The 19,937-nt window shown below is 68.8% G+C and carries 12 protein-coding genes; 1 reads left to right on the top strand and 11 read right to left on the bottom strand.

Going from position 1 to position 19,937, the window contains the following annotated elements; translation table 11 throughout:
* Positions 1–32: 32 nt before the first annotated feature.
* The 8 genes from MKD38_RS04370 to MKD38_RS04405 form a co-directional block, all read right to left on the bottom strand.
* The gene (locus tag MKD38_RS04370; protein ID WP_111516846.1) at positions 33–689 is read right to left on the bottom strand and encodes a response regulator transcription factor; all 657 of its coding nucleotides are present in this window, start codon (positions 687–689) and stop codon (positions 33–35) included.
* Between the two features lie 266 nt (positions 690–955).
* Positions 956–1,597, bottom strand: coding sequence for a response regulator (locus MKD38_RS04375; protein WP_111516845.1), 642 nt, complete (start codon positions 1,595–1,597; stop codon positions 956–958).
* 132 nt (positions 1,598–1,729) lie between these two features.
* Positions 1,730–5,023: an ATP-binding protein gene (locus tag MKD38_RS04380; protein WP_252674829.1), complete on the bottom strand. Its 3,294-nt coding sequence runs from the start codon at positions 5,021–5,023 to the stop codon at positions 1,730–1,732.
* A gap of 269 nt (positions 5,024–5,292) precedes the next feature.
* A complete protein-coding gene (locus MKD38_RS04385; RefSeq protein ID WP_252674830.1) occupies positions 5,293–7,878 on the bottom strand; it encodes a fimbria/pilus outer membrane usher protein in 2,586 nt (861 codons plus the stop codon).
* A gap of 133 nt (positions 7,879–8,011) precedes the next feature.
* A complete protein-coding gene (locus MKD38_RS04390) occupies positions 8,012–8,770 on the bottom strand; it encodes a fimbria/pilus periplasmic chaperone (protein WP_252674831.1) in 759 nt (252 codons plus the stop codon).
* A 135-nt stretch (positions 8,771–8,905) separates the two neighbouring features.
* On the bottom strand, positions 8,906–9,454 hold the full coding sequence (locus tag MKD38_RS04395) for a fimbrial protein (RefSeq protein WP_115713751.1): 549 nt from the start codon (positions 9,452–9,454) through the stop codon (positions 8,906–8,908).
* A gap of 296 nt (positions 9,455–9,750) precedes the next feature.
* Entirely contained in the window at positions 9,751–11,160 is a 1,410-nt protein-coding gene (locus MKD38_RS04400) for an ATP-binding protein (RefSeq protein ID WP_252674832.1), read from the bottom strand.
* The gene (locus MKD38_RS04405) at positions 11,157–11,876 is read right to left on the bottom strand and encodes a response regulator transcription factor (RefSeq protein WP_252674833.1); all 720 of its coding nucleotides are present in this window, start codon (positions 11,874–11,876) and stop codon (positions 11,157–11,159) included. The genes MKD38_RS04400 and MKD38_RS04405 overlap by 4 nt, the downstream gene beginning before the upstream one ends.
* 245 nt (positions 11,877–12,121) lie before the next feature.
* On the opposite strand from MKD38_RS04405, the gene MKD38_RS04410 reads away from it, so the two are divergent.
* Positions 12,122–14,110 carry a ligand-gated channel protein gene (locus MKD38_RS04410; protein ID WP_305882507.1) on the top strand — a complete coding sequence of 663 codons (1,989 nt, stop codon included), beginning with the start codon at positions 12,122–12,124 and terminating at the stop codon, positions 14,108–14,110.
* Between the two features lie 34 nt (positions 14,111–14,144).
* Here the strand turns inward: MKD38_RS04410 and treF are convergent, their stop codons facing one another.
* The 3 genes from treF to MKD38_RS04425 form a co-directional block, all read right to left on the bottom strand.
* Complete coding sequence (gene treF, locus MKD38_RS04415; RefSeq protein ID WP_252674835.1) at positions 14,145–15,938, bottom strand: alpha,alpha-trehalase TreF; 1,794 nt, start codon at positions 15,936–15,938, stop codon at positions 14,145–14,147.
* A gap of 109 nt (positions 15,939–16,047) precedes the next feature.
* Positions 16,048–17,472 (bottom strand): multidrug transporter subunit MdtD, encoded by a 1,425-nt coding sequence (gene mdtD / locus MKD38_RS04420; protein WP_252674836.1) that lies wholly within the window; start codon positions 17,470–17,472, stop codon positions 16,048–16,050.
* 101 nt (positions 17,473–17,573) lie between these two features.
* The gene (locus MKD38_RS04425; protein ID WP_252674837.1) at positions 17,574–19,763 is read right to left on the bottom strand and encodes a TonB-dependent receptor family protein; all 2,190 of its coding nucleotides are present in this window, start codon (positions 19,761–19,763) and stop codon (positions 17,574–17,576) included.
* Positions 19,764–19,937: the final 174 nt, after the last annotated feature.

A 19,937-nucleotide genomic window follows, 5' to 3' on the forward strand; every position in this document is an offset into this window, starting at 1 on the left:
GAACGGCCCGGGCGAGCGTTGCGCCCGGCTTCTCACAACATGCCGCGCTGGATGGCGAAGGCGGCGAGCTCGACGTCGTTGTCGGCGCCGACCTTGCGCATGACGCTCTGCTTCTGCGTACTGATGGTCTTGACGGTGCGCCCGGTCCGCACCGCGATTTCGGTCACGGACAGGCCGGACAGATAGAGCCGCAGCACTTCGCTTTCGCGGGTGGTGAGCAGTTCGGCCCAGTCGTCGAAGTCGCCAAGGCCGCGGCAGCGCCGGCCCCAGATCAGGTCACACGCGATTTCCGACACCGAGGCGAGATCCAGGTGTGCCATCCGCACCGCCTTCACGACCTCGTCGGCGTGGTCGCGGGCGGTCACGACATTGCGGCAGCCATCCTTGATCAGCTGCAGCACGCCGGCGCGGTCCGCGATATTGGCGATGGCGACCACGCGTTGCCGGCCCAGCGAGGCCAGCCGCGCACCCAGGCGCGCATAGCTGCCGGCACGCGCATCGTTGCCGGTGCCGAGCGGGAACCGCAGCGCCACCACATCGCAAACGCCTTGCCCCAGCGCCTGCACCAGGCCGCGCTCGTCGGCGACCAGGCCTGCCAGTTCGATGCAGGCGCTGGCCGCGAGCCGCCGGCCCAACAGCCGCCGCATCCCAGATTGCGAGTCCGCGACGATCACCCGGATCTTTTCCATGGCCGCTTTATGCTCCAGCGTTGTCCCGGTTTCAGGATGGGCCATGCGCCTGGCTTTCGAAATCAGCCAAGCCTGAAATGTCTGCGGTATTTTCTGATCAGCGGCTGCCGAGGGAACGCGTGGTGGAGCGCAGGCCGGCAATAACGTCGCGGGTCAGCGCCCGCGCGGAAATCGGCGGTGAAAAAGAGAAGGAGAAGGAAGGGAAGCTGAAACCCGGGCGCTCACGCAGCCGCGGCCACTATGTGGCTACTTTGCGGCCGCGATTATCACGCGCCGCCAAGCAAACCGTTGGTGCGGGCATATTCGTAAAGCTCATAATCGTTTGCCAGGCCCAGCTTTTTCATGGCGATGCTTTTTTGCGCGCTGATGGTCTTGCTGCTGCGATTGGCCTGGCGCGCAATCTCGATGACCGGCACGCCGGCCGCGCATTGGCGGATCACTTCAAGTTCCCGGCGCGTCAGGATCGGGCGGCGCGACAGTTCATCGAGCCCGCCCGAGGCGAGGATGGCGCGCACCGAGGCCGGCTGGTAGCTCAGGCCGCTGAACGCTGCGCGCACCGCGGGAATCAGTTCCTGCACCGGATCGGTCTTGTTGAGGATTACCGAAATGCCGACCTTCTGGATATTGCGAATCAGCGCCGGATTATCCAGCATGGTCATGACCACGATGCGCGTGGTGGGATAGCGGCGCCGCAGCATCTGCAGCATCGGCAGGCCATCGCCAAACTGCCCGCCGGGCATGGAGTAATCGGTGACGATGACGTCGCAGTCGGTGCTTTCAAGCAACGCCACCAGTTGCGTCGAATTGGTGGCGCTGCCGACGACCTGCATGCCCACTTCGAGGGCCAGCACACGACTCATTCCGTCAAGGACGACGGGGTGGTCATCGGCGATGATGATTTTGATCATTCTTACCCCCTATTTTTCGGTTCCATGGGCCACGCACCGGTGCGCCTGGGAACTGAGCCGGTATTCAATACCGGTCATCTTCGCTGACTTGAATATTAGGAGTCTTCCGAAAAACCCGAATTAAGGTATTCCTTAAATAGTACTCCGCCAATCGCCAGGATGGCCGTTCCGGCTGCCGCTGTTGCTGCCGTTCTGGCTTCCCTTCTGTTCGCTTGCCGGATCGTCGGGCTCGTCGAAGTACGCGGCAAGATACAAGGCCAGGTTGTCGACATGGGCCTGCACGGCCTCCTGCGCCTGGGCCACGTCAAGCTCCAGTTCCCGGCACAACGCGACGATTTCTTCGCCGTCTTCGGCCAGCGCCATGGCGCCGCGCATGCGATGGGCGTGGTGGCGCAGCGCCTTCCATTCGCCGCTGCGCGCGGCGGCGGACAGCGCCGCGAAATCGTCGCGCATGGTATGCGCCAGCAGCGCCAGGCCGGCGGCGCTGTCGGGAATCCGCGGCACCCCGGCTTCGTCTTCAGCTGGTCGCACCGGCGCGGCCGCATGCTCCGGCAGCACCGCCCTCAGGCATTCGGCCAGGGGACCGAGCAGGACGGGCTTGGACAGGTAACGGTCCATGCCCGCTTCCAGGCAGCGTTCCGCCTCGCCCTGCGCGATGCTCGCGGTCAGCCCGACGATCGGCACGGTCACCCCTTGCGCGCGCAGCCTGCGGCAAAGTTCGTTGCCGTCCATGCCGGGCATGTGGACATCGGTAAGCACCAGGTCGAAGCTGCGCTGCTGCCACAGCGCCAGCGCTTCTTCACCACCGGTGGCCAGCGTGGCGCGGCAGCCCAGGCGGTCGAGCTGCTGCTGCATCAGCAACCGGTTGTAGGGGTGATCGTCGACCACCAGGATCTCCAGGCCCAGCTGGGGCACGGGATCGGCGGCCGTCGCCGCTGGCGGCGCGCTCGCCGGCGTCATGCCGGCGGCCAGGCATAGCGCGCGCAAGATGCCGGCCTGGTGATAGGCGCTGACCAGCCAGCTGCCGCCGACGAGTTGCGGTTCCGCCGGACCATCGGCACGTCCGAACACCACGCCGGCATAGCCTTGCGGAATCGCTGCGATACGGCGGGTGGCGACGAACAGCACCATGCCGGGTTGCGGCGCAGGCCCATCGCAGGCGATCGCCTCGCACCCTGTCGCGCGCAGGGTCTCGATGGCATGGTTGCGGATCTCGTCGTCCTCGGTCAGCACAGCCACCGGCGGCAGCACCGGCTCCAGCGCCGTGCGCGGCCCCGCCTGCGGCAGCCGCAGCAAGACCCGGAACACGCTGCCCTTGCCGGGCTCGCTGTGCACGGAAACGCTGCCATTCATCAGCGCGGCCAGCCGCCGGCAGATCGACAAGCCCAGGCCCGTGCCGCCATAGCGCCTGGCGGTGGACGGGTCGGCCTGCACGAACGGCTCGAACAGTTTTTCCTGAACTTCGGGCGCGATGCCCGGCCCGGTATCCGCCACCTCGAGCTGGATCGTGATCGTGCCTGCAGTGTCGGCAGCCTCTGGCACAGCGGCCACCTCACCGCGCGGCGCGCGCCCCAGGCGCACGATGACATGGCCTGTGGCGGTGAACTTCAGCGCATTGCCGATCAGGTTGCCGATGATCTGACGCACGCGCACGGGGTCCCCGGCCAGGCACGGCAGGCCCGGCTCCGGATAGCACGACAGCGCAATCCCCTTTTGCAGCGCGATCGGCGCGTGCGCCCGCACCGTCGACTCGAGCAGGTCGACCGGATCGAACGGCATGCTGTCCAGTTGCATCTGGCCCGCTTCCGCGCGCGAGTAGTCAAGCAGGTCGTCCAGGATCTGCAGCAGCACCTGCGACGAAGACTGGATGGTCGACAGCATCTCGCGCTGGCTGTGCGCCAGGCCTGTCAGCGACAGCAGTTCCAGCGTGCCCAGCATGCCGTACAACGGCGTGCGGATTTCATGGCTCATGGTGGCCAGGAAGCGCAGCTTGGCGGCGCTGGCCTCGTCCGCAAGCTGGCGCGCGCGGGCCAGCTTGCGGTTCGCCTCGCGTTCTTCCGTGACATCATGGATCGCGCACAGCAACACGTCCTCGCCCTCGAAGCGGGTACGGCGGCCGACTACCAGCACGTCGCGTGCGCCGCCGGCGCCCGCCGGCACCCGCACCTCCAGCCGCACGGGCGTTTCGCCGCGCCGCGCCAGGATCGCGTCCAGCCATGGCCGGCCTTGCGTGCGTGCATCGAGCGGCAGCCATTGCGCGGCCAGCGCGTTCTCGGCGCGCACATGCGCGTCGGCGGTGCGCACCACCCGCAGGCCCACCGGCGCGGCCTGCATCACGGTGCGGTTGAAGCGCTCGCTGTCCTCGATGCGCTCGGCGTTGCGCTGCATCGGCACCAGGACCCGGCGCCGGACCATGCGCGCGCCTTGCAGCACCGCGGCGATGCCGAGCCCGTACAGCAACAGCGCCACCCCCAGTGCGAGCCCGTGGTCGGCCAGGCCTTGCGACAGCGGGTAGGCGTAGGCCGCGCGCCAGCCCTGGTCGCGCGCCATGCTGCCGATCATCAGGCTGCCTTGCTCGAACCAGTAGGCCACGCCCTGCTCGCCGCCGTTCAGCTCGCGCGCGACCCGCTCGTTCAGGGCCTGCGTGCGCAACCAGCCGGCATCGCGGCCCTGGAACAGCAGCTTGCCACGCTCATCGAAGAACACCGCGCGCTTGCCCGATACCCGCTGCGCCGCTGGCGTGGCCCCCGGCAGGCTGACATCGCCCATCAGGGCACGGATCGGAATGGCGGTCGCGGTATAGCCGAGCAGCGTTCCCGTGGCGCTGCGAACCGGGAGGAAGCAACTCAACATCGCTTCCTGGCCGACGAGGCCCGGATAGGGGCCGCCCCACAGCGGCGTGCCTGCCGGCGTCGAGGCCCGCGCCTCGCGGGACCGGCGCGCCAGCGCCTTGGCCCAGTTGCTGACGGCATCGGCAACCAGCGGCCCGCTGAGCGGCAGCGCCGCCGGCAGCGCGGGGGTCACCAGCGCCTCGCTGCCGTCAGCCATCAGGAACACCGAGCGCACGCCCTGCGGCGCCGTGCCCCAGTACGCGCGCTCGAAGATGGCAAAGCGAATGATGTGCGACACCGCCGCGGACCGGTCCGCGCCCGGCACCGGCGCGCCGCGCATCAGGGTCGCGGGATTGATCAGCCCGGGCAAGTCGACGGCGCGCGCACTGCCCGCGGGCACGGCCATCAGCGTGGCTTCCAGCTGGGTCGCGGGCCGGTCGCTGCGCACCAGCCGGTACTCGGGCCCGGTGATCTCGGCCATGCGCCGGATAAAGTACTCATGGGTGGCCTTGGCCGCCAGCACGGCGCCAAAGTGCTGGCGCGCGGCCCATGCCTGTTCCCATACGACGCGCTGGAACCGGCTGTGCAGAAACAAGGCGAGGCACCCGCTGATGACCACGATCAGCAGGGCGGCAACGACGGCGAGAAGGCGACCGGGAAACTGCCTGTTTGCGCGAGACAGCCAATTGGGCATTGGCGAAGCTCCTTCTCAGCAACCTGCCTGACGCTACTCGGGGACCGGGCATCACCCGTGCCCGCTGGCTGGGGAATTGCCTACGGATTATGCACCAACATCCCGGCTCTTCCTGGCACGCCGCCGTGTCGCGACGGCTGGCGCGCCATGGCCGATGTCATGGTCGCAGGTCAGCGCGCCGCCGATGCCACGCACGCCGCGTCAAGCACCGCTAACGGGTTGGCCGGGCGCGCCGTTTCCGGCGGGAGCGCATAGCGCAGCGCGCACGAGGATTTCGCATCGCTGCCCCATTTCACCAGCAGTTCGCCGCTGTCCTGCTTCAGCCCGCGCACGATGATGCGCCCGCCCTGCCCCACGGTGCCGGCCGCCTGGCCCTGCGCGTCGGTGACCTCGGCCCCGAACGGCAGCGGCGCCCCATCCGGTCCCATGACCCGCAGGATCGCGGCGCGCCCGGGGTTCTCGGTCTCGAACTTCATCTTCACGATGGCGCCAGCGGTGGGCGCCGTGTTCTGCTGCGTGGTCTTCAGCGCCACGCTGATCGGCAGCCCCTTGGGATCGATCTCGATCTGGTTGCGCGAGAACGGGGTCAGGCTCGGCACGAGGGCGTGGCCCCACGGATCCACGCGCAGGCCGCTGCCATTGGTCACGCGCGCGCCGGCGGCATCCGCGGCCTCGACGATGGCCATGGTGTCGCCCGGCATCGGCGTGAACGCCACGCCGCCGGCATAGGCGACGATGCCGCCGCTGATGCCGAAGCCGGCCTGCGAGTAGTTGCGCCCCTTGCTGGCGCTGGCGGTGACGGTGGCAAAGGGCGACACATAGCCGACGTTGGCGCCCACGTTGGCGGTGTCGGTGCTGTTGCCGCCGCCGGTGTAGCCGGCATTGATGCCGTAGGTGAAGGCGTTGTCGTCGCCGAGCGTCCCGGTCACCGATTCCTGCAGCGCGGTGCCGCCGCTGGAGTCATGGGAAACGCTGGTCATCGAGTACGGCGCATGCTGGCCCTTGCCCAGCGGGATGCCCACTGTGAGCATCCCCCGGTTATCCCATTTTCCGGCGTTGATGTTGAACTGGCGCGATGCCGAAATGCCGTAGTTGATGCGCTTGTAGCTGTTGTTGTAGCCGGCCTGGAACTGGGTGTCGCTGCCGCTGCGGTTCCAGTAGTTCTGCGTGGACCCGGTCAGGTAAAACGAGCCGTAGCCCTGCGGCAGCATCTGGTTGATGGTCACCTGCAGCCGGCCGCGCTGGATCCCGCCCATGAACATGCCCGCGGCCATGCCGCGCTGTTCCAGGTCGCGCAGCGCCATGGCATCGGCCATGCTAAGGTAGCCGCTGCTGGAGTAGCGGTACGCGGCCAGCGTCAGGTTGGTATTGGTCGGCGCCACCAGCTTGCTGTACGACAGCCGCACGCTCTGGCCGTCGCGGCCGCCCGCGTCCTGCAGCGTGGTCCAGGCTTGCGTGATGTCGGCACCGAAGGCGCCCAGGTCCGTGTTCAGCGCGCCGCCGCCCATCACCGCGGTGTAGTCCTGCGCCACGATAAAGCCGCCGTAGCCCGTCACCATATTGTTGATGCCGTGCTGGACCGTGCCCTGCATCATCATCGGCCGGCTGTTGAGCGACACATTACGGTACTGCCCCACGGTAATGCTGTAGCGCGTGATGCCCGGGCGCAGCGCATTGACGGCCGCGGCAAAGGGCAGGCGCGAGGTGCGCACGCTGCCGTCGGCTTCGGTGATCACCAGTTCCAGGTCGCCCCCGTATCCGGTCGGATAGAGATCGGTGATCTCGAACGCGCCGGGCGCGACCGTGGTTTCGTAGATGATGTTGCCGCTCTGGCGCACCTGCACCCGGGCATTGCTGTTGGCAATGCCGCGCACGACCGGCGCATAGCCGCGTTGCGATTCCGGGTACATGCGGTCGTCGCTGGCAATCTGCACGCCGCGGAACCCAAAGCTGTCGAACAGCGCCCCGTCGGTATAGGCCTCGCCGATGACCAGCTGGCTGCGGATCGGCGCCAGCGAGCGCTGCAGGCTGGTCTGCACGCTCTGGTAGCGGCTGCCCTCGAAATCGCCATGGGTCAGGTTGCCCACATGACGGAAGCGCCAGCCGCCGAAGTTTAAGCCGGCATTCAGGCCGACGTAGCTCTGCGTGGTCGAGAACCCGGCCGCATCCGAGTGGTAGACGTTGGCGTTGTACTGCAGCCGCGCCGCGGTGACGCCCTCGTCCCAGTACTTGGGATCGACATAGCCGCGGGCCGTGCGCGACATGGCAATCTGCGGCACCGACACGTCCAGCCGCTGCTCGCCGTTGTCGAAGCTGGCGGTGGCATCGGGCACCAGTTCCGGCAGCGCCACGCAGCCTGCCACCAGTTTTGCCGAGGCCTCGGGCGACAGTTTCGACAGGTCGATGCCGATGCGCTCGATTCCGGCGCGGTCGAAGCAGGGCTGCACATTGCGCGTATCGTCCCCGACCTGGCGCAGCGTCGCCTCGGTCCGGCCCAGCCAGACGTCGTTCACGTAGAGCTCTGCGCGATAGCTTCCCGGCAAGGCCACGTTGCCCTTGTTGAAGCGGCTGACGTCGATGCGGACGCCGCCCGGCTGTTGCAGGAAGGTGTCGTTGAACTCGACTTCGGCGAGCATGGTCGAAGCGCCGGAACCGGCGGGCGCGCCCCACGCATTCACGCTGGCAAACAAGGACAACACCACCGCGCTGGCCGGACGCAGCCGCGACGGGAACGACGAGGTCTTCTGGGTTTTCATGGGTCTAGCCGGATAACTGGCACTGCGCGGGCAAGACTTGCCCCTGCCGCCTGCGCGGCATCGTCAATCGAAGGCATTCAGCCTGGAAGATCGCCGGGAGCGGCCCGGCGCTAGGTCAGCGCGAAATTCAGCGCTAAAGGGCCGGGGCGGTGCCGCTGTCGAGCGCGGCTTCGCCGCGTGTGGAGCCGCCGTAGTCATTGATGGTGTTGAAGCGGACCCTGGCGTCGGGGCCCTGCGCCACCTCGCCGGTCAGCGGGAAGCTCCTGGTTTCGCCCGGCCCGATCATGCCGCCGTCTTCAAAGCGGGCAGTCCTGCCACCGCCGACCAGTTCGATCCTGGAGAAGGAAACGTGATACCCGCTCGGGTTGCTGCCTTCCAGGGCAGGCTTGCCGCCGGCCTGGACCACGCGCCAGCGGATCATGGCCGGGGCTTCCTCGGCCGTGCCCTTCAGGCCGGCAGGACGGAAGAACAGCTTGATGCGCGAGCGAAACGCCAGTTGCAGCTTGTTGGTATCGGCCTGGTCCGCGCCCGGCTTGGGCGGGATCTCGAGCACGTTGAGCCAGAACACGGATTCGCGGTCCTGCGCCAGCGGCTCGCCGGTGTAGAGGATGCGCAGCGTCTGGCCCTTGCCCGGGTCGATGCGCGACACCGGCGGCGTCACGGTGAACGGCACCTCGATGGCGGCGGGCGCGGCCTTGGGATCGCCTTTGTCGATCCACGCCTGCGTCAATGCGGGTGTCTTGCCTTCGTTGGTCAGCTTGATGGTGGTCTCGCTCTCCTGCGCGCGATAGATGACCCGGGTGCCGGCGATGACCACGGAGGCCTGCGCTTGCACTGCACTCAGGAGCCCCAGCGCAACAACGCCGGCGGAAATCAGGGACTTGATCGTCATGTTCTTGCTGGCAGCGGGCGACGGCTCGGGTGAACCGGCTGCCGGATGGGCCGCCAAAATGGTTTACCGGCGCGACGTCAGTTGGTGAAGGCGCGGAGCGCGCCGGTATCACGCTCCGCACCTGCGGCGCTGGGTTTACTCGTAGGAGATTGAGTACATCACGCTGGAGTTGGCGGCACCGGCCGTGGCCTGCCCAGTCGCGTAGTACTGCGCGTAGTACCACAGCGTGGCCGCGCCGTTGACGAGCGCCACCGCGTTCGAGTTTTGCGACAGATTGGTGTAGCCGGCCTTGATCGGAGTGTTGGCGGTGCCGCCATTCAGCAGCCGGATCTGCACGTTCGTGGCGCCGCCCGCATCCACGATCAGGTTGCCGGTGGTGGCATCGGTAGTCGGGCCGGCCTCGAAGAACGTATGGACGTTGCCGGTATCCGGAGTGCAATCGGTCAGCGCGATGTTGAACGGCGTCTGGCCGGCAACGTCGCCGAGCTGCTTCAGGGTCGAGGCGGAGACCGTCGGCAGCCGCACAGTAAAGTCGCTGAAGGTGGTGCCGTTGCCGTTGATCTTGCAGGTCTGGGCGGTGATGTTGCCATTGAAAGTAATGGTGCCATCGACGGCATGGGCAGACTGCGCGCCCATGGCGGTACCGGCAACGATCAGAGCGGCGAGAAGCTTGTTATTAGTCATGATGGGTGATTCAGAGGTTGGTAGGTCAATGGCTTGCGGATCCGGCGGATCCCGCCCTGCCCCGTGCCGCGTGCAACTGTCGATCAGCTTGTGCAGTTGCCGGCCGCCCCGGGGACAAGGTGGAATATAGGGATGGGGCTTAATGCCACCAATCAGGCAAGCCTTAGATCTTGTTCGGAATTTTCCCTTTGACATGGGCAGGGTCACCCCATGATGCGTCGGCACCACCAGCGGCTGGCGTGGCGGCCAGCCAGCTCCCTGCAGGCCGCCCTGTTGCAGGGCCGGCGCCGCGCCCGTCAGGCCGGGCGCGGCAGGCGCACCGATACCGCCAGCCCGCGCGGCTGCGCATGATGGGCGGATACCGTGCCGCCATGCGCGGCGATACCCGCATGCGCGATGCTGAGCCCAAGCCCGGCGCCGGCCGGATGGTCCGGGTCGCTGCGCACGCGATAGAACGGTTCGAACAGGCTTGCCAGCGCTTCGGCCGGTACGCCGGGGCCACCGTCGACGATATCGAGGCGAATCGCTTCCGCATCGGCCTGCAGCGTCACGCTCACCGGCGCGGCCGGATCGGTGTAGCGGATGGCGTTGCGCAGGATGTTCTCGATGGCGCTGCCCAGCGCCGCGGCATCCGCGTCCAGGATCAGTTCGTCCGGCGCGGTCCAGTGGATCGCCACGCCGCGGGCCGCGGCCTCGAAACGCGCATCGGCGACGATCACGTCGACCAGTCCGGCGACGTCGATGGCGCTGCGCACCGGCGCCATCGCATGCAGCCGCGCCAGCTGCAGCGTGCGCTCGACCAGGGCATCGAGCCGCTCGGTCTCGCGCTCGATGCGATCGAACTGCAGTGCGAGCGTGGCATCGCGGCGGCGCGCCAGCTCCAGCGACAGGCGCAGCCGCCCCAGCGGCGAGCGCAGCTCATGCGCAATATTGCGCAGCAGCTGCTCGCGCCAGTCCACCAGGCGCTGCAGCTGATCGGCCATGGCGTCGAAATCTCGCGCGAGCTGGCCAAGCTCGTCGGCGCGGCGGGCCAGCACCGGCGGCGTGCGCGTGGCCAGCTCGCCGTCGGCGAGTGCCTGCGTCGCTTCGCGCAGGCGCCGCACCGGGCCGGCCACGTGCCGCGTCAGGGCCCAGCACAGCGGCGCCGACACCGCCAGCGCGAACAGGCCGAGCGCCAGCGCCACCGGCGACAGGTGCAGCACCTCCCAGCGCGACGAGTCGAACGGCAGGAACAGCATCAGCACCTCGCTGCCGTCCGGCAGCGCGATCGGTTGCGGGTCCCACCACGACACGCGCGCGCCGGGCCGCGGCACGTGCTCGACCGCATGGCCGATCATGCCCGCGCGCCACATCGGCACGATGCGGTCGGCCACATGGTTACGCAGCCGCGTCGGCAGTTGCCGGCCCAGCATGTCCCGCAGCGCGTCGTCGACGATATAGACGTCCAGCGCCGAGTCATGCGAATCCATCGCCCGCAGCCAGCGCCGCAGGCCTGGACGCCCCTGGGTCCGCGCCACCTCGAGCGCGTCTTCGGTGAGCGCGGCGGGGCTCAGGCCGTCAAGCGCCTCGAAGCGGTACCAGGCCACCGCGGCCGTCAGCGCCATGCCAATGCCGACGATCGCGGCCATGCCCAGCCAGAACGCCAGGAAGTTGCGCCAGAACAGCGGCAGCGGGAACAGCGCGCGCATGCGGCGCCAGCCGTTCACGGCGCCTGCACCAGCAGGTAGCCCTGGCCGCGCAGGTTACGGATCCGCAGCGGCGACGAGGAGGCGTCGAGCGCCAGCTTGCGGCGCAGCGCGCTGACGTGGGTGTCGAGGCTGCGGTCGTAGCGCTCGGGAGCGCGTCCCAGCGCGAAGCGCCCGATTTCTTCACGCGTCACTACCCGGCCGGCCGAGCGCATCAGGATTTCCAGCACGCGCTGCTCGGCGCCGGTCAGCTTTGCCTGCGCCGCTCCGTGCATGGCTTCGCCCGAGGCCAGGTTCAGCCGTAGCGCGCCGGCCTCAAGCCACGGGCTGGCGCCGCTGGCCGGCGTGGCGCACTGGAACCGGCGCAGCACCGCGTGCATGCGCGCGCGCAGTTCGCGCGGGCTGAAGGGCTTGCTCAGGTAGTCGTCGGCACCGAGTTCCAGCCCGAGCACGCGGTCGGTCTCGTCGCCATGCGCGGTAAACATGATCACCGGGCGCTGCGAGCGCGCGCGGTGCCGCCGCAGCAGCTCCAGGCCGTTGCCGTCGGGCAGCATCAGGTCCAGCAGCGCGACATCGAAGTCATTGCGGGCGAGCAAGGTCTCGCCCTGCTCGCGGGTGTGCGCCAGCGTGACGGTGCAGTGGTCGGGCTCCAGGTATTCGCGCAGCATCTGCGCCAGTTCCAGGTCGTCGTCGATCAGCAGCACGCGCGCGGGCGGCGTGTGAGAGCACATCAGCATGCAGCTTGCCGGGGCCCTGGCGGGCCAGGAGCGGGCCGCCAGCCTCCGGTTCCGTCAAGAAACGTCAAGAAAACAAAAGCTTTCCAAAGTGACTGGTTAGCAATTTGCATCCCCGATTCTAATATGAGAATGATTGTTATTTGCATACAGCGGGGAAAATAATGAAGGACAGGCAGGCCGCCGGAAGCGGTTGGGCATGGAAGGCGGCAGCACGGGCAGTGGTTGGGACGGCAGCAACGGAGCGCATGCCGCGGGGTCAATGGACGAAAAGGCTGGCGGCGGTCTGCGCGGCTTCGGGCATGACCGGGGCCTGGGCCCAGGCGCAGGAACCCAGGGCGGACGCCACCCTGGCCACCGTGGTGGTGACCGCGGCGGGCAGCGCCCAGGATATCCGCGATGCGCCGGCGTCGATCAGCGTGGTCACGCGTTCGGAGCTGGAAAACAAGGCTTACCGCGACATCAACGACGCGCTGGTCGAAGTGCCGGGCGTGATCGTCAGCGGCGGTGGCGACCGCACCGATATCAGCCTGCGCGGCATGGGCGCCAAGTACACCCAGGTGCTGATCGACGGCAAGCGCCAGAGTTCGCGCGAGACCCGCACCAACTCCGACTCGTCCGGCGTCGAGAGCAGCTGGACCCCGCCGCTGGCCGCGATCGAGCGCATCGAGGTGGTGCGCGGCCCGATGTCGTCGCTGTATGGCTCCGATGCCATGGGTGGCGTGGTCAACATCATCACGCGCAAGGTGCCGAAGCAATGGACCGGCGAGCTGCGCGGCGATGCCACGCTGCAGCAGCACAGGGACTCGGGCAACCAGTACCAGGGCAACTTCTACCTGGCCGGGCCGCTCAAGAGCGACCTGCTCGGGCTGCAGCTGTACGGCCAGAGCACGCACCGTGTCGAGGACGAGATCGACCACGGCTTGCGCGGCCGCCGCGCCGAGAGCCTGACCGCCAAGCTGGCGCTGACGCCCACGCGCCAGCACGACATCGTGTTCGAAGCCACCGGCATGCGCCAGCAACGCAGCGAGACCGTGGGCAAGACCGTGCCGCCGCTGCCGCCCGGCACGCCATGCCCGCGCACCGGCTGCCCTACCTCGTCCGAGACCGACTACCGCAGCGAGAAATACGCGTTGTCGCACACCGGCCGCTGGGGCTTCGGCGTCTCCGACAGCTATATCCAGCAGGAGGAGTTCGACAACCGCAGCCGCCGGATGAAGATCAAGAACCTGGATGCGCGCACCAGCTGGGCCATGCCGCTGGGCAACCACATGTTGTCGGTCGGCGCCGAATACCTGAACCAGCGCCTGAACGACCAGACCGGCAACCAGATCGCGGGCGGCCCGAACCGGGTCGAGCGCTACCAATGGGCGCTCTTTGCCGAGGACGAATGGCGCCTGGCGCGGAGCTTTGCGCTAACCGGCGGCGTGCGCATGGACCATGACCAGAACTTCGGCCAGCACTACAGCCCGCGCCTGTACGGCGTCTGGCACGCGGCCGAGCGCTGGACCGTCAAGGGCGGCGTCTCCACCGGCTTCCGCGCGCCGGACCTGCGCCAGACCGTGGCCGGCTGGGGCCAGACCAGCCGCGGCGGCAATATGTACGGCAACCCGGACCTGAAGCCCGAGACCATGGTGTCGCAGGAACTGGGCCTGCTCTACGACAAGGGCAACGGCCTGCAGGCCGGCGTGACGCTGTTCAACAATGACTTCAAGGACAAGATCACGCGCGTGGCCTGCCCGCTCACGCAATGCACCGACGGTCCGAACCAGTTCGGCGCCGCCCCGACCACGTACATGAACGTGGACCGCGCCTACTCGCGCGGCGTGGAAGCGAGCCTGCGCTGGCCCATCGCGCAGGCGTGGTCGCTGACCGGCAGCTATACCTACACCCGCTCGGAACAGAAAAGCGGCCAGTACCAGGGCCAGCCGCTGAACCAGCTGCCGATGCACCTGCTGGTGGCCACGCTGAACTGGCGCCCGTCGGAAAAGATCAACGCCTGGGCCCGCGTCAACTACCGCGGCAAGGAAAGCCAGCCGATCACCGGGCCGTCGTCCAGCACCGTGGTGGCACCGTCATACACCTTTGTCGACCTGGGCGCGACCTACGCGGTGACCAGGAACGTGTCGGTGTTCGCCGGCATCTACAACCTGTTCGACAAGCAGGTGAACTACACCGACTACGGCTATGTCGAGGACGGCCGGCGCTACTGGATGAGCGTGGCGGTGAAGTTTTGAAGGATGGGGTTTTGGGGTTGAGGGCACGGTCCGCTCACCTCGAAGCCACCACATCATCCGCGCGGCACGTTGCCGGCACCTCGCCGTAGCGCGCCATCAACGCACCAGCAACCGCATTGGTCCACCCAAACCCGTCCTGCAGCGGATACTCGCCGCCGCCCCCGCCGTGGGCGGCGCCTTCGATGCGCCGGATGCGGTATTTCTCGACCAGCTTGCATTCGTGGGTGTACAGGCTGGCCACGGTGGCCAGCCAGCGTTGCGCGATCTCGCGCGCGAGCGCATCGTGGCCATAGCGCTCCAGGCCGCATACCGCCAGCCACTGTAGCGGCGCCCAGCCGTTGGGATGGTCCCATTGCTGGCCCGAGCTGCACTCTGTCGTGGCCAGGCCGCCGTCGACCAGCAGCCGCTCCTGCACCGCCTGCGCCACCGCTTGCGCCTGCGCGGGAGTGGCCAGGCCGAGATAGAGCGGCATCACGGTGGCCGCGGTGAGGTACCGGCGCGGCGCGCCGCGGCACCAGTCGTAGTCGACGAAGACACCCGCGGCGCCGTCCCACAGGTATTGCAGGATGGCCGCCTCGCGCCGCTGCGCCGCGGCGCGGTAGGTCTGCGCCGCGGCATCGCCGGCCTGCTCGCACAGCGCGGCAAGCCGCGTTTCCAGGTGCCACAGCAGCGCATTGAGGTCGACCGCCAGCATCGCCGTGGTGCGGATAGTGGCCAGGTCCGCGGGCTGGCCGGCCGGCAGCTCGGGCGCGTCGAGCCAGCGCGAACTGAAGTCCCAGCCCGACTCCGCCGCGGCGCGCAGGTCGCGGAACACCACATGGTGCGGGCGGCCGCTGCGCAGCGCGGTCTCCATGTCTTCCAGGAAGGCCTCCTCGCGCGGCCATGGGCGGTCGTCCCAGTAGCGATTGAGCAGCGCGCCGCCGGGCAGGCAGACCACGCGGCGGTGCGCATGGCCGGGACACAGGCCGTCGGCGCCGTCCATCCAGAACGCGTATTCGCGGCGCAGCTGCGGCAGGAAGTCGAGCGCGCCGGCCAGTTGCTCGCGCTCGAGCAGGTCCACCATCAGCGCGAACACCGGCGGCTGCGAGCGGCTCAGGTAGTAGTTGCGGGTGCCGTTCGGCACCAGCCCGTAGGTATCGATCAGGTAGGCAAAATTCCGCGTCATCTCCACCATCAGGTCGCCGTGCCCGCTGCGGGCCAGCCCCTGCATGGTGAAGTAGGAATCCCAGTAATAGAGTTCACCGAAGCGCCCACCCGGCACCACGTAGCGGTGCGGCAGCGGCAACAGCGACGACAGCGGCGGATGGGCCACGGGCGCGCGCGTCAGCACCGGCCACAGGCCGTCGATATGCTCGCGCAGAGTGCTGGCCGGGTCGGACACGTAGTGGCTGTCCGGCACGGTGGCGCGGGTGAAATACGCCTGCACGAAATCCGCCAGCGAGAAGCCGGGCGTGTCGCGGGTCTCGCGATAGCGCGCCACGATCAGGTCCGGGTCGCAATTGGGAATGCAGTCCGGGAAGGTCTTGCTGTCGGCGAACAGGCCGCTGTGCTGGACGTCGACGAACAGCTCGCAATAGCGCGCCGCGGGCGACAGCATGTCGGCGCACGCGCAGCCCGGCAGCGCGTGGGGCGGCGGGCAGTCGCGGTGCGTGATCAGATCCGGCTGCGCCGCCGCATGGATCTTGCCGGGCGCCGCGGCCGGCCCGGCCACTGCGCCGGCACCGTCGGGCGTGGCCGGGGCGGTGCGCGGCACCGTGCTGCCGCTTGCGGCGGTGCCGGGCGACGGCGGCACCGCGGATTCTGGATCGGGCTTGCCGGTTGACCGCATGGACGCCTCCTCGTACCGGATAGAAATAGGAGCCGCGCCGCGCGCGGTAAGTTCGCCGCCGCGCCGCAAAGCGGCGCATGTGCCACGCCAGCACTAGCCCAGGCGCGCGCTACACCTCCTTCTCGCCATGCTGCACCGGGATCGCCGGCGCGGCCTCGCGCACACCCAGCTGCATGAAGATCCAGGCCGACGCGCAGGTGATCAGCCCCATGCAGATAAAGGTGGCATGGAAAGCCGGCAGCACCGCGGCGGGATCGCCGCCAAAGCGGTGCTGGAACGTTGCCAGCAACGCCCCCGCGGCCGTCACGGCCAGGCTCATCGACAGCATCTGCACCATCGACAGCATGCTGTTGCCGCTGCTGGCACCGGCGCCGCTGAGGTCCTTCAGCGTGACCGTGTTCATCGCCGTGAACTGGATCGAATTGACCATGCCGAACAACGCCAGCAGCGGCACCAGCAGCCACAGCGGCAGCTGCGGCGTGATCAGCGCAAAGGCTGCCATCACCACGCCCACCACGAAGGTGTTCGACACCAGCACGCGCCGGTAGCCATGGCGCTGGATCAACCGCGTGGCAAGCCGCTTGGAGGCCATGCCGGCCGCGGTGACCGGCAGCATCATCAGGCCGGCGTCGAGCGGTGCATAGCCCAGGCTGACCTGCAGCGTCAGCGGGATCAGGAACGGCATCGAGCCGTTGCCGATGCGCGCGAACAGATTGCCCAGCAGCCCGACGCTGAAGCTGTGGATGCGGAACAGCCGCAACGGGAACAGCGGCTGCTTGCGGCGGTTGGCATGCAGCCCGTAGGCGGTCAGCGCGGCCATGCTGGCGATCAGCAGCATCAGCACGGTGGCGTGCTGGAAGCCCAGCCCGGCCAGGCCGTCGAGCGAGAACGACAGCGCCAGCATGGCGGTGGCCAGCAGCAGGTAGCCCGCGATGTCGAAGCGGCCGACGCCGGCCAGCCGCGCATTGGGCATGTAGCGCACGGTGGCGAGCGCGCCCAGCACGCCGACCGGCACGTTGATCAGGAAGATCCAGTGCCAGGACAGCGCCTGGGTCAGCCAGCCCCCCAGAGTGGGCCCGATCAGCGGACCGATCATGCCGGGGATGGCGACGAAGCTCAGCGCCTGCAGGTACTGCTCGCGCGGGAAGGTGCGCAGCACCGAGAGCCGCCCCACCGGCAGCAGCATCGCGCCGCCCACGCCCTGCACCACGCGCGCGCCGATCAGGAAGTTCAGCGTCGGCGCGTAGGCGCACAGCAGCGAGCCGGCCACGAACAGCGCGATCGCGGCCTGGAAGATGGTGCGGGTGCCGAAGCGGTCGGCCAGCCAGCCCGAGGCCGGGATGATCACCGCCATCGTCAGCGAGTAGGCGATCACCACCGACTGCATCCGCAGCGGGCTCTCACCCAGGCTATGCGCCATCGACGGCAGCGCGGTGTTGACGATGGTCGAATCCAGCGTCTGCATGAAAAAGCCGACCGCCACCACCCACAGCATGATGCGGCGGGTGCGGTCGTCGGGCGCGGGCGAGGTCATGGTACGGCTCCGGGTCCGGCCAGCGCCGCGGTGACCCGGTGCGCGCCGGCCAAAGCCAACACCTTAAAGGGCAACGAAGGCCGAGGCAATCGGCGCCACGCTTACAGCGCGGCGCGCAGCCCGATAAAGAAGCGCCGGCCCGGTGCCGGCTCGAAGTAGCGCCCGTTGGCCTCGTTGACGATGACCGAGCCGAGGTAGCGCCGGTCGGCCAGGTTGTCGATGCGGCCGAACAGGTAGAGGCGCGTCGGGCCGATGCGCAATGCATAGCCGGCGCGCAGGTTGATCACGGCATAGCCCGGCGCCGCCTGGGTGTTGAGGTCGTCGGCATAGACCCGGCTGTCGACACGCAGCTCGGCCCCCAGCGTCAGCGGCGCGAGCGGCCGCCACGACAGGTCGGCGGCCAGGCTATGGCGCGCGGTGCCGGGCAGGCGGTTGCCGGCCGCCACCGCCTGCCCCTGCGCGTTGATAAAGCCATCACCGAAGTACGCGTCGAGCCAGGTGTAGGCCAGCCCAGCCTCGATCCGGCTGCCGCCGTCCTGGCCCGGCGTGCCGACCTGATCGAGAAAGCCGCCGCGCCAGCCCAGCTCCAGCCCGCGCCGGCGCACGCCGCTGACATTCTGGTAGACGGTGCGGCCGGCATTGTTCGATTGCGGCACCACCTCGTCATGGCTGTCGGCATCGAACAGCGCCGCTTCCAGGCGCTGCGCCGACCCTTGCCACTTGATGCCGATCTCGCCCTGGCGGCTGGTCGATGCCTGCAGGCCCAGGTTGCTGCCGACGCCGCCGGGGCCGTAGGCGACCTCGGTCAGCGTCGGCGTCTCGAAGCCGCGGCCGAGGTTGGCGTAGACGTTGAGGGAATCCAGCGCATGCCAGACCACGCCGAGCACCGGGCTGACATTGCTGTAGCTGGCGTTGCCGCTGTCGTCAGGACTGGCCGCGGTGATGAAATGGTCGTCGATCCCCAGCCGCACCCGGCTGGCGCGCGCCCCGCCCACCAGTTGCCAGGCCGGATGGAAGCTCCAGTCGAACTGCGCGAAGGCGCCGAGGTCGGTTGCGGTATTGGTTTCATCGCGGCGCAGCGCCCCCTGGGTGCCGTCCTGGTTGACGTAGCCGTTACGGCCATCCCGCATGCCGTTGGCTTCGAGCCCGGCGCTCCACAGCAACGGCAGACCCGCGGCCGTGGTGGTGCGCCGGCTCCAGGACAGCGCGGCACCCCCGAACGTGCGGTCAAGGTCGACGATGCCGCCGGACGAGGTCGGCGCGGCGCCGCTGAAGCCCAGCCGCTGGTACAGGTTGCGCGTGCCGCCGTACAGCCGTGCCGACAGGCTGTCGGTGCCGCTGACCTGGTGGTCCACCACCACCCCGGCCTGCGCCTGCTCGACGGTCTTGCCGGTATCGAACTGGCTGGCCGCGGCCACCGCCTGGCGCGGGTTGGCATCGGCCTGCGCGCGGGTCAGGCCGAGCGGGTCCTGCGCCAGCGGCTGGTTGAAGTAATTGAACTGGCCGGTCACGCGCGTGCCGCTGGCGGGCTGCGCCACCACCCTGGCATTGAGCTGGTAGCGGCGCGCCGCGCTGTGCTCGCGATAGCCGTCGGTCTGGTAGGTCCACGCATCGAGCGAGCCGCCGAGCCGCTCATTGCCGCCGGCCAGCGCCACGCCGGCCTGCCACTGGCCGTCGGCGCCGAAGCCGGTCGAAACGCGCCCGGTAAACCCATCCTTGGGCGGATCGGGCGTGAACACCTGCACCACCCCGCCCGAGGCATTGCCATACAGCTGCGCAAACGGGCCGCGCAGCACCTCGACCCGGCTGGCATTGGCGAGATCCGCCGTCGATGCCTGCCCCTGCCCATCTGGCATGGTGGCGGGAATGCCGTCGACATACAGCCGCACGCCGCGCACGCCGAAGGTCGAACGCGTGCCGAAGCCGCGCACCGCCAACTGCAGGTCCTGCGAATAGTTCTGCCGGTCGCGCACCGCCACGCCCGGCACGCCGGCCAGCACCTCCGACAGGTTCACCAGCGGCGTGGCGCTGCGCAGCGGGTCCACCGGCACGCTGTCGATCGCGGCGGGCGCGTCGAAGCGGCGTTGCTCGCTGCGGGTGGCGCTGACCACCACGTCGGGCAGGGTCTCGCCGGTCGCTGCGGCAACGGCCGTGCCGGGCGCATCGGCTGCTCGCGCGGCGGCGCTGGCCAGCATCAGCACCGCGCACGCCAGCGTAGAAAGCGCCGGGAAACGATGAAGGGAGCGGCGCAGCTGCCGCATTGCCGGGATCTGCCTGCCGCCTGGGTTCATGGGAATCGGAAGCGGTTGGGGGCGCGAAGTCGGGCAGCGCCGGGGCGTGGGTGGATATGGCGCAACTTTATCCCGGACGTGGCCCGATGGCTACGCGCCGAGGCGCGGGGAAAACCCGTGGACCGGCGCCCGGGCCACCTTCCCAATCAAAGTTCAGAAATTTTCAACAACTTA

The sequence above is a fragment of the Cupriavidus sp. WGlv3 genome, assembly GCF_023952475.1.
Lineage (GTDB): Bacteria > Pseudomonadota > Gammaproteobacteria > Burkholderiales > Burkholderiaceae > Cupriavidus > Cupriavidus phytorum.

Coding starts and splice junctions, on each gene's coding strand:
- MKD38_RS04385 (WP_252674830.1), bottom strand. CDS start 7,878: ATGAAAACCCAGAAGACCTCGTCGTTCCCGTCGCGGCTGCGTCCGGCC.
- MKD38_RS04370 (WP_111516846.1), bottom strand. CDS start 689: ATGGAAAAGATCCGGGTGATCGTCGCGGACTCGCAATCTGGGATGCGG.
- MKD38_RS04375 (WP_111516845.1), bottom strand. CDS start 1,597: ATGATCAAAATCATCATCGCCGATGACCACCCCGTCGTCCTTGACGGA.
- treF (WP_252674835.1), bottom strand. CDS start 15,938: ATGCGGTCAACCGGCAAGCCCGATCCAGAATCCGCGGTGCCGCCGTCG.
- MKD38_RS04405 (WP_252674833.1), bottom strand. CDS start 11,876: ATGCTGATGTGCTCTCACACGCCGCCCGCGCGCGTGCTGCTGATCGAC.
- MKD38_RS04410 (WP_305882507.1), top strand. CDS start 12,122: ATGCCGCGGGGTCAATGGACGAAAAGGCTGGCGGCGGTCTGCGCGGCT.
- MKD38_RS04395 (WP_115713751.1), bottom strand. CDS start 9,454: ATGACTAATAACAAGCTTCTCGCCGCTCTGATCGTTGCCGGTACCGCC.
- MKD38_RS04425 (WP_252674837.1), bottom strand. CDS start 19,763: ATGAACCCAGGCGGCAGGCAGATCCCGGCAATGCGGCAGCTGCGCCGC.
- MKD38_RS04390 (WP_252674831.1), bottom strand. CDS start 8,770: ATGACGATCAAGTCCCTGATTTCCGCCGGCGTTGTTGCGCTGGGGCTC.
- mdtD (WP_252674836.1), bottom strand. CDS start 17,472: ATGACCTCGCCCGCGCCCGACGACCGCACCCGCCGCATCATGCTGTGG.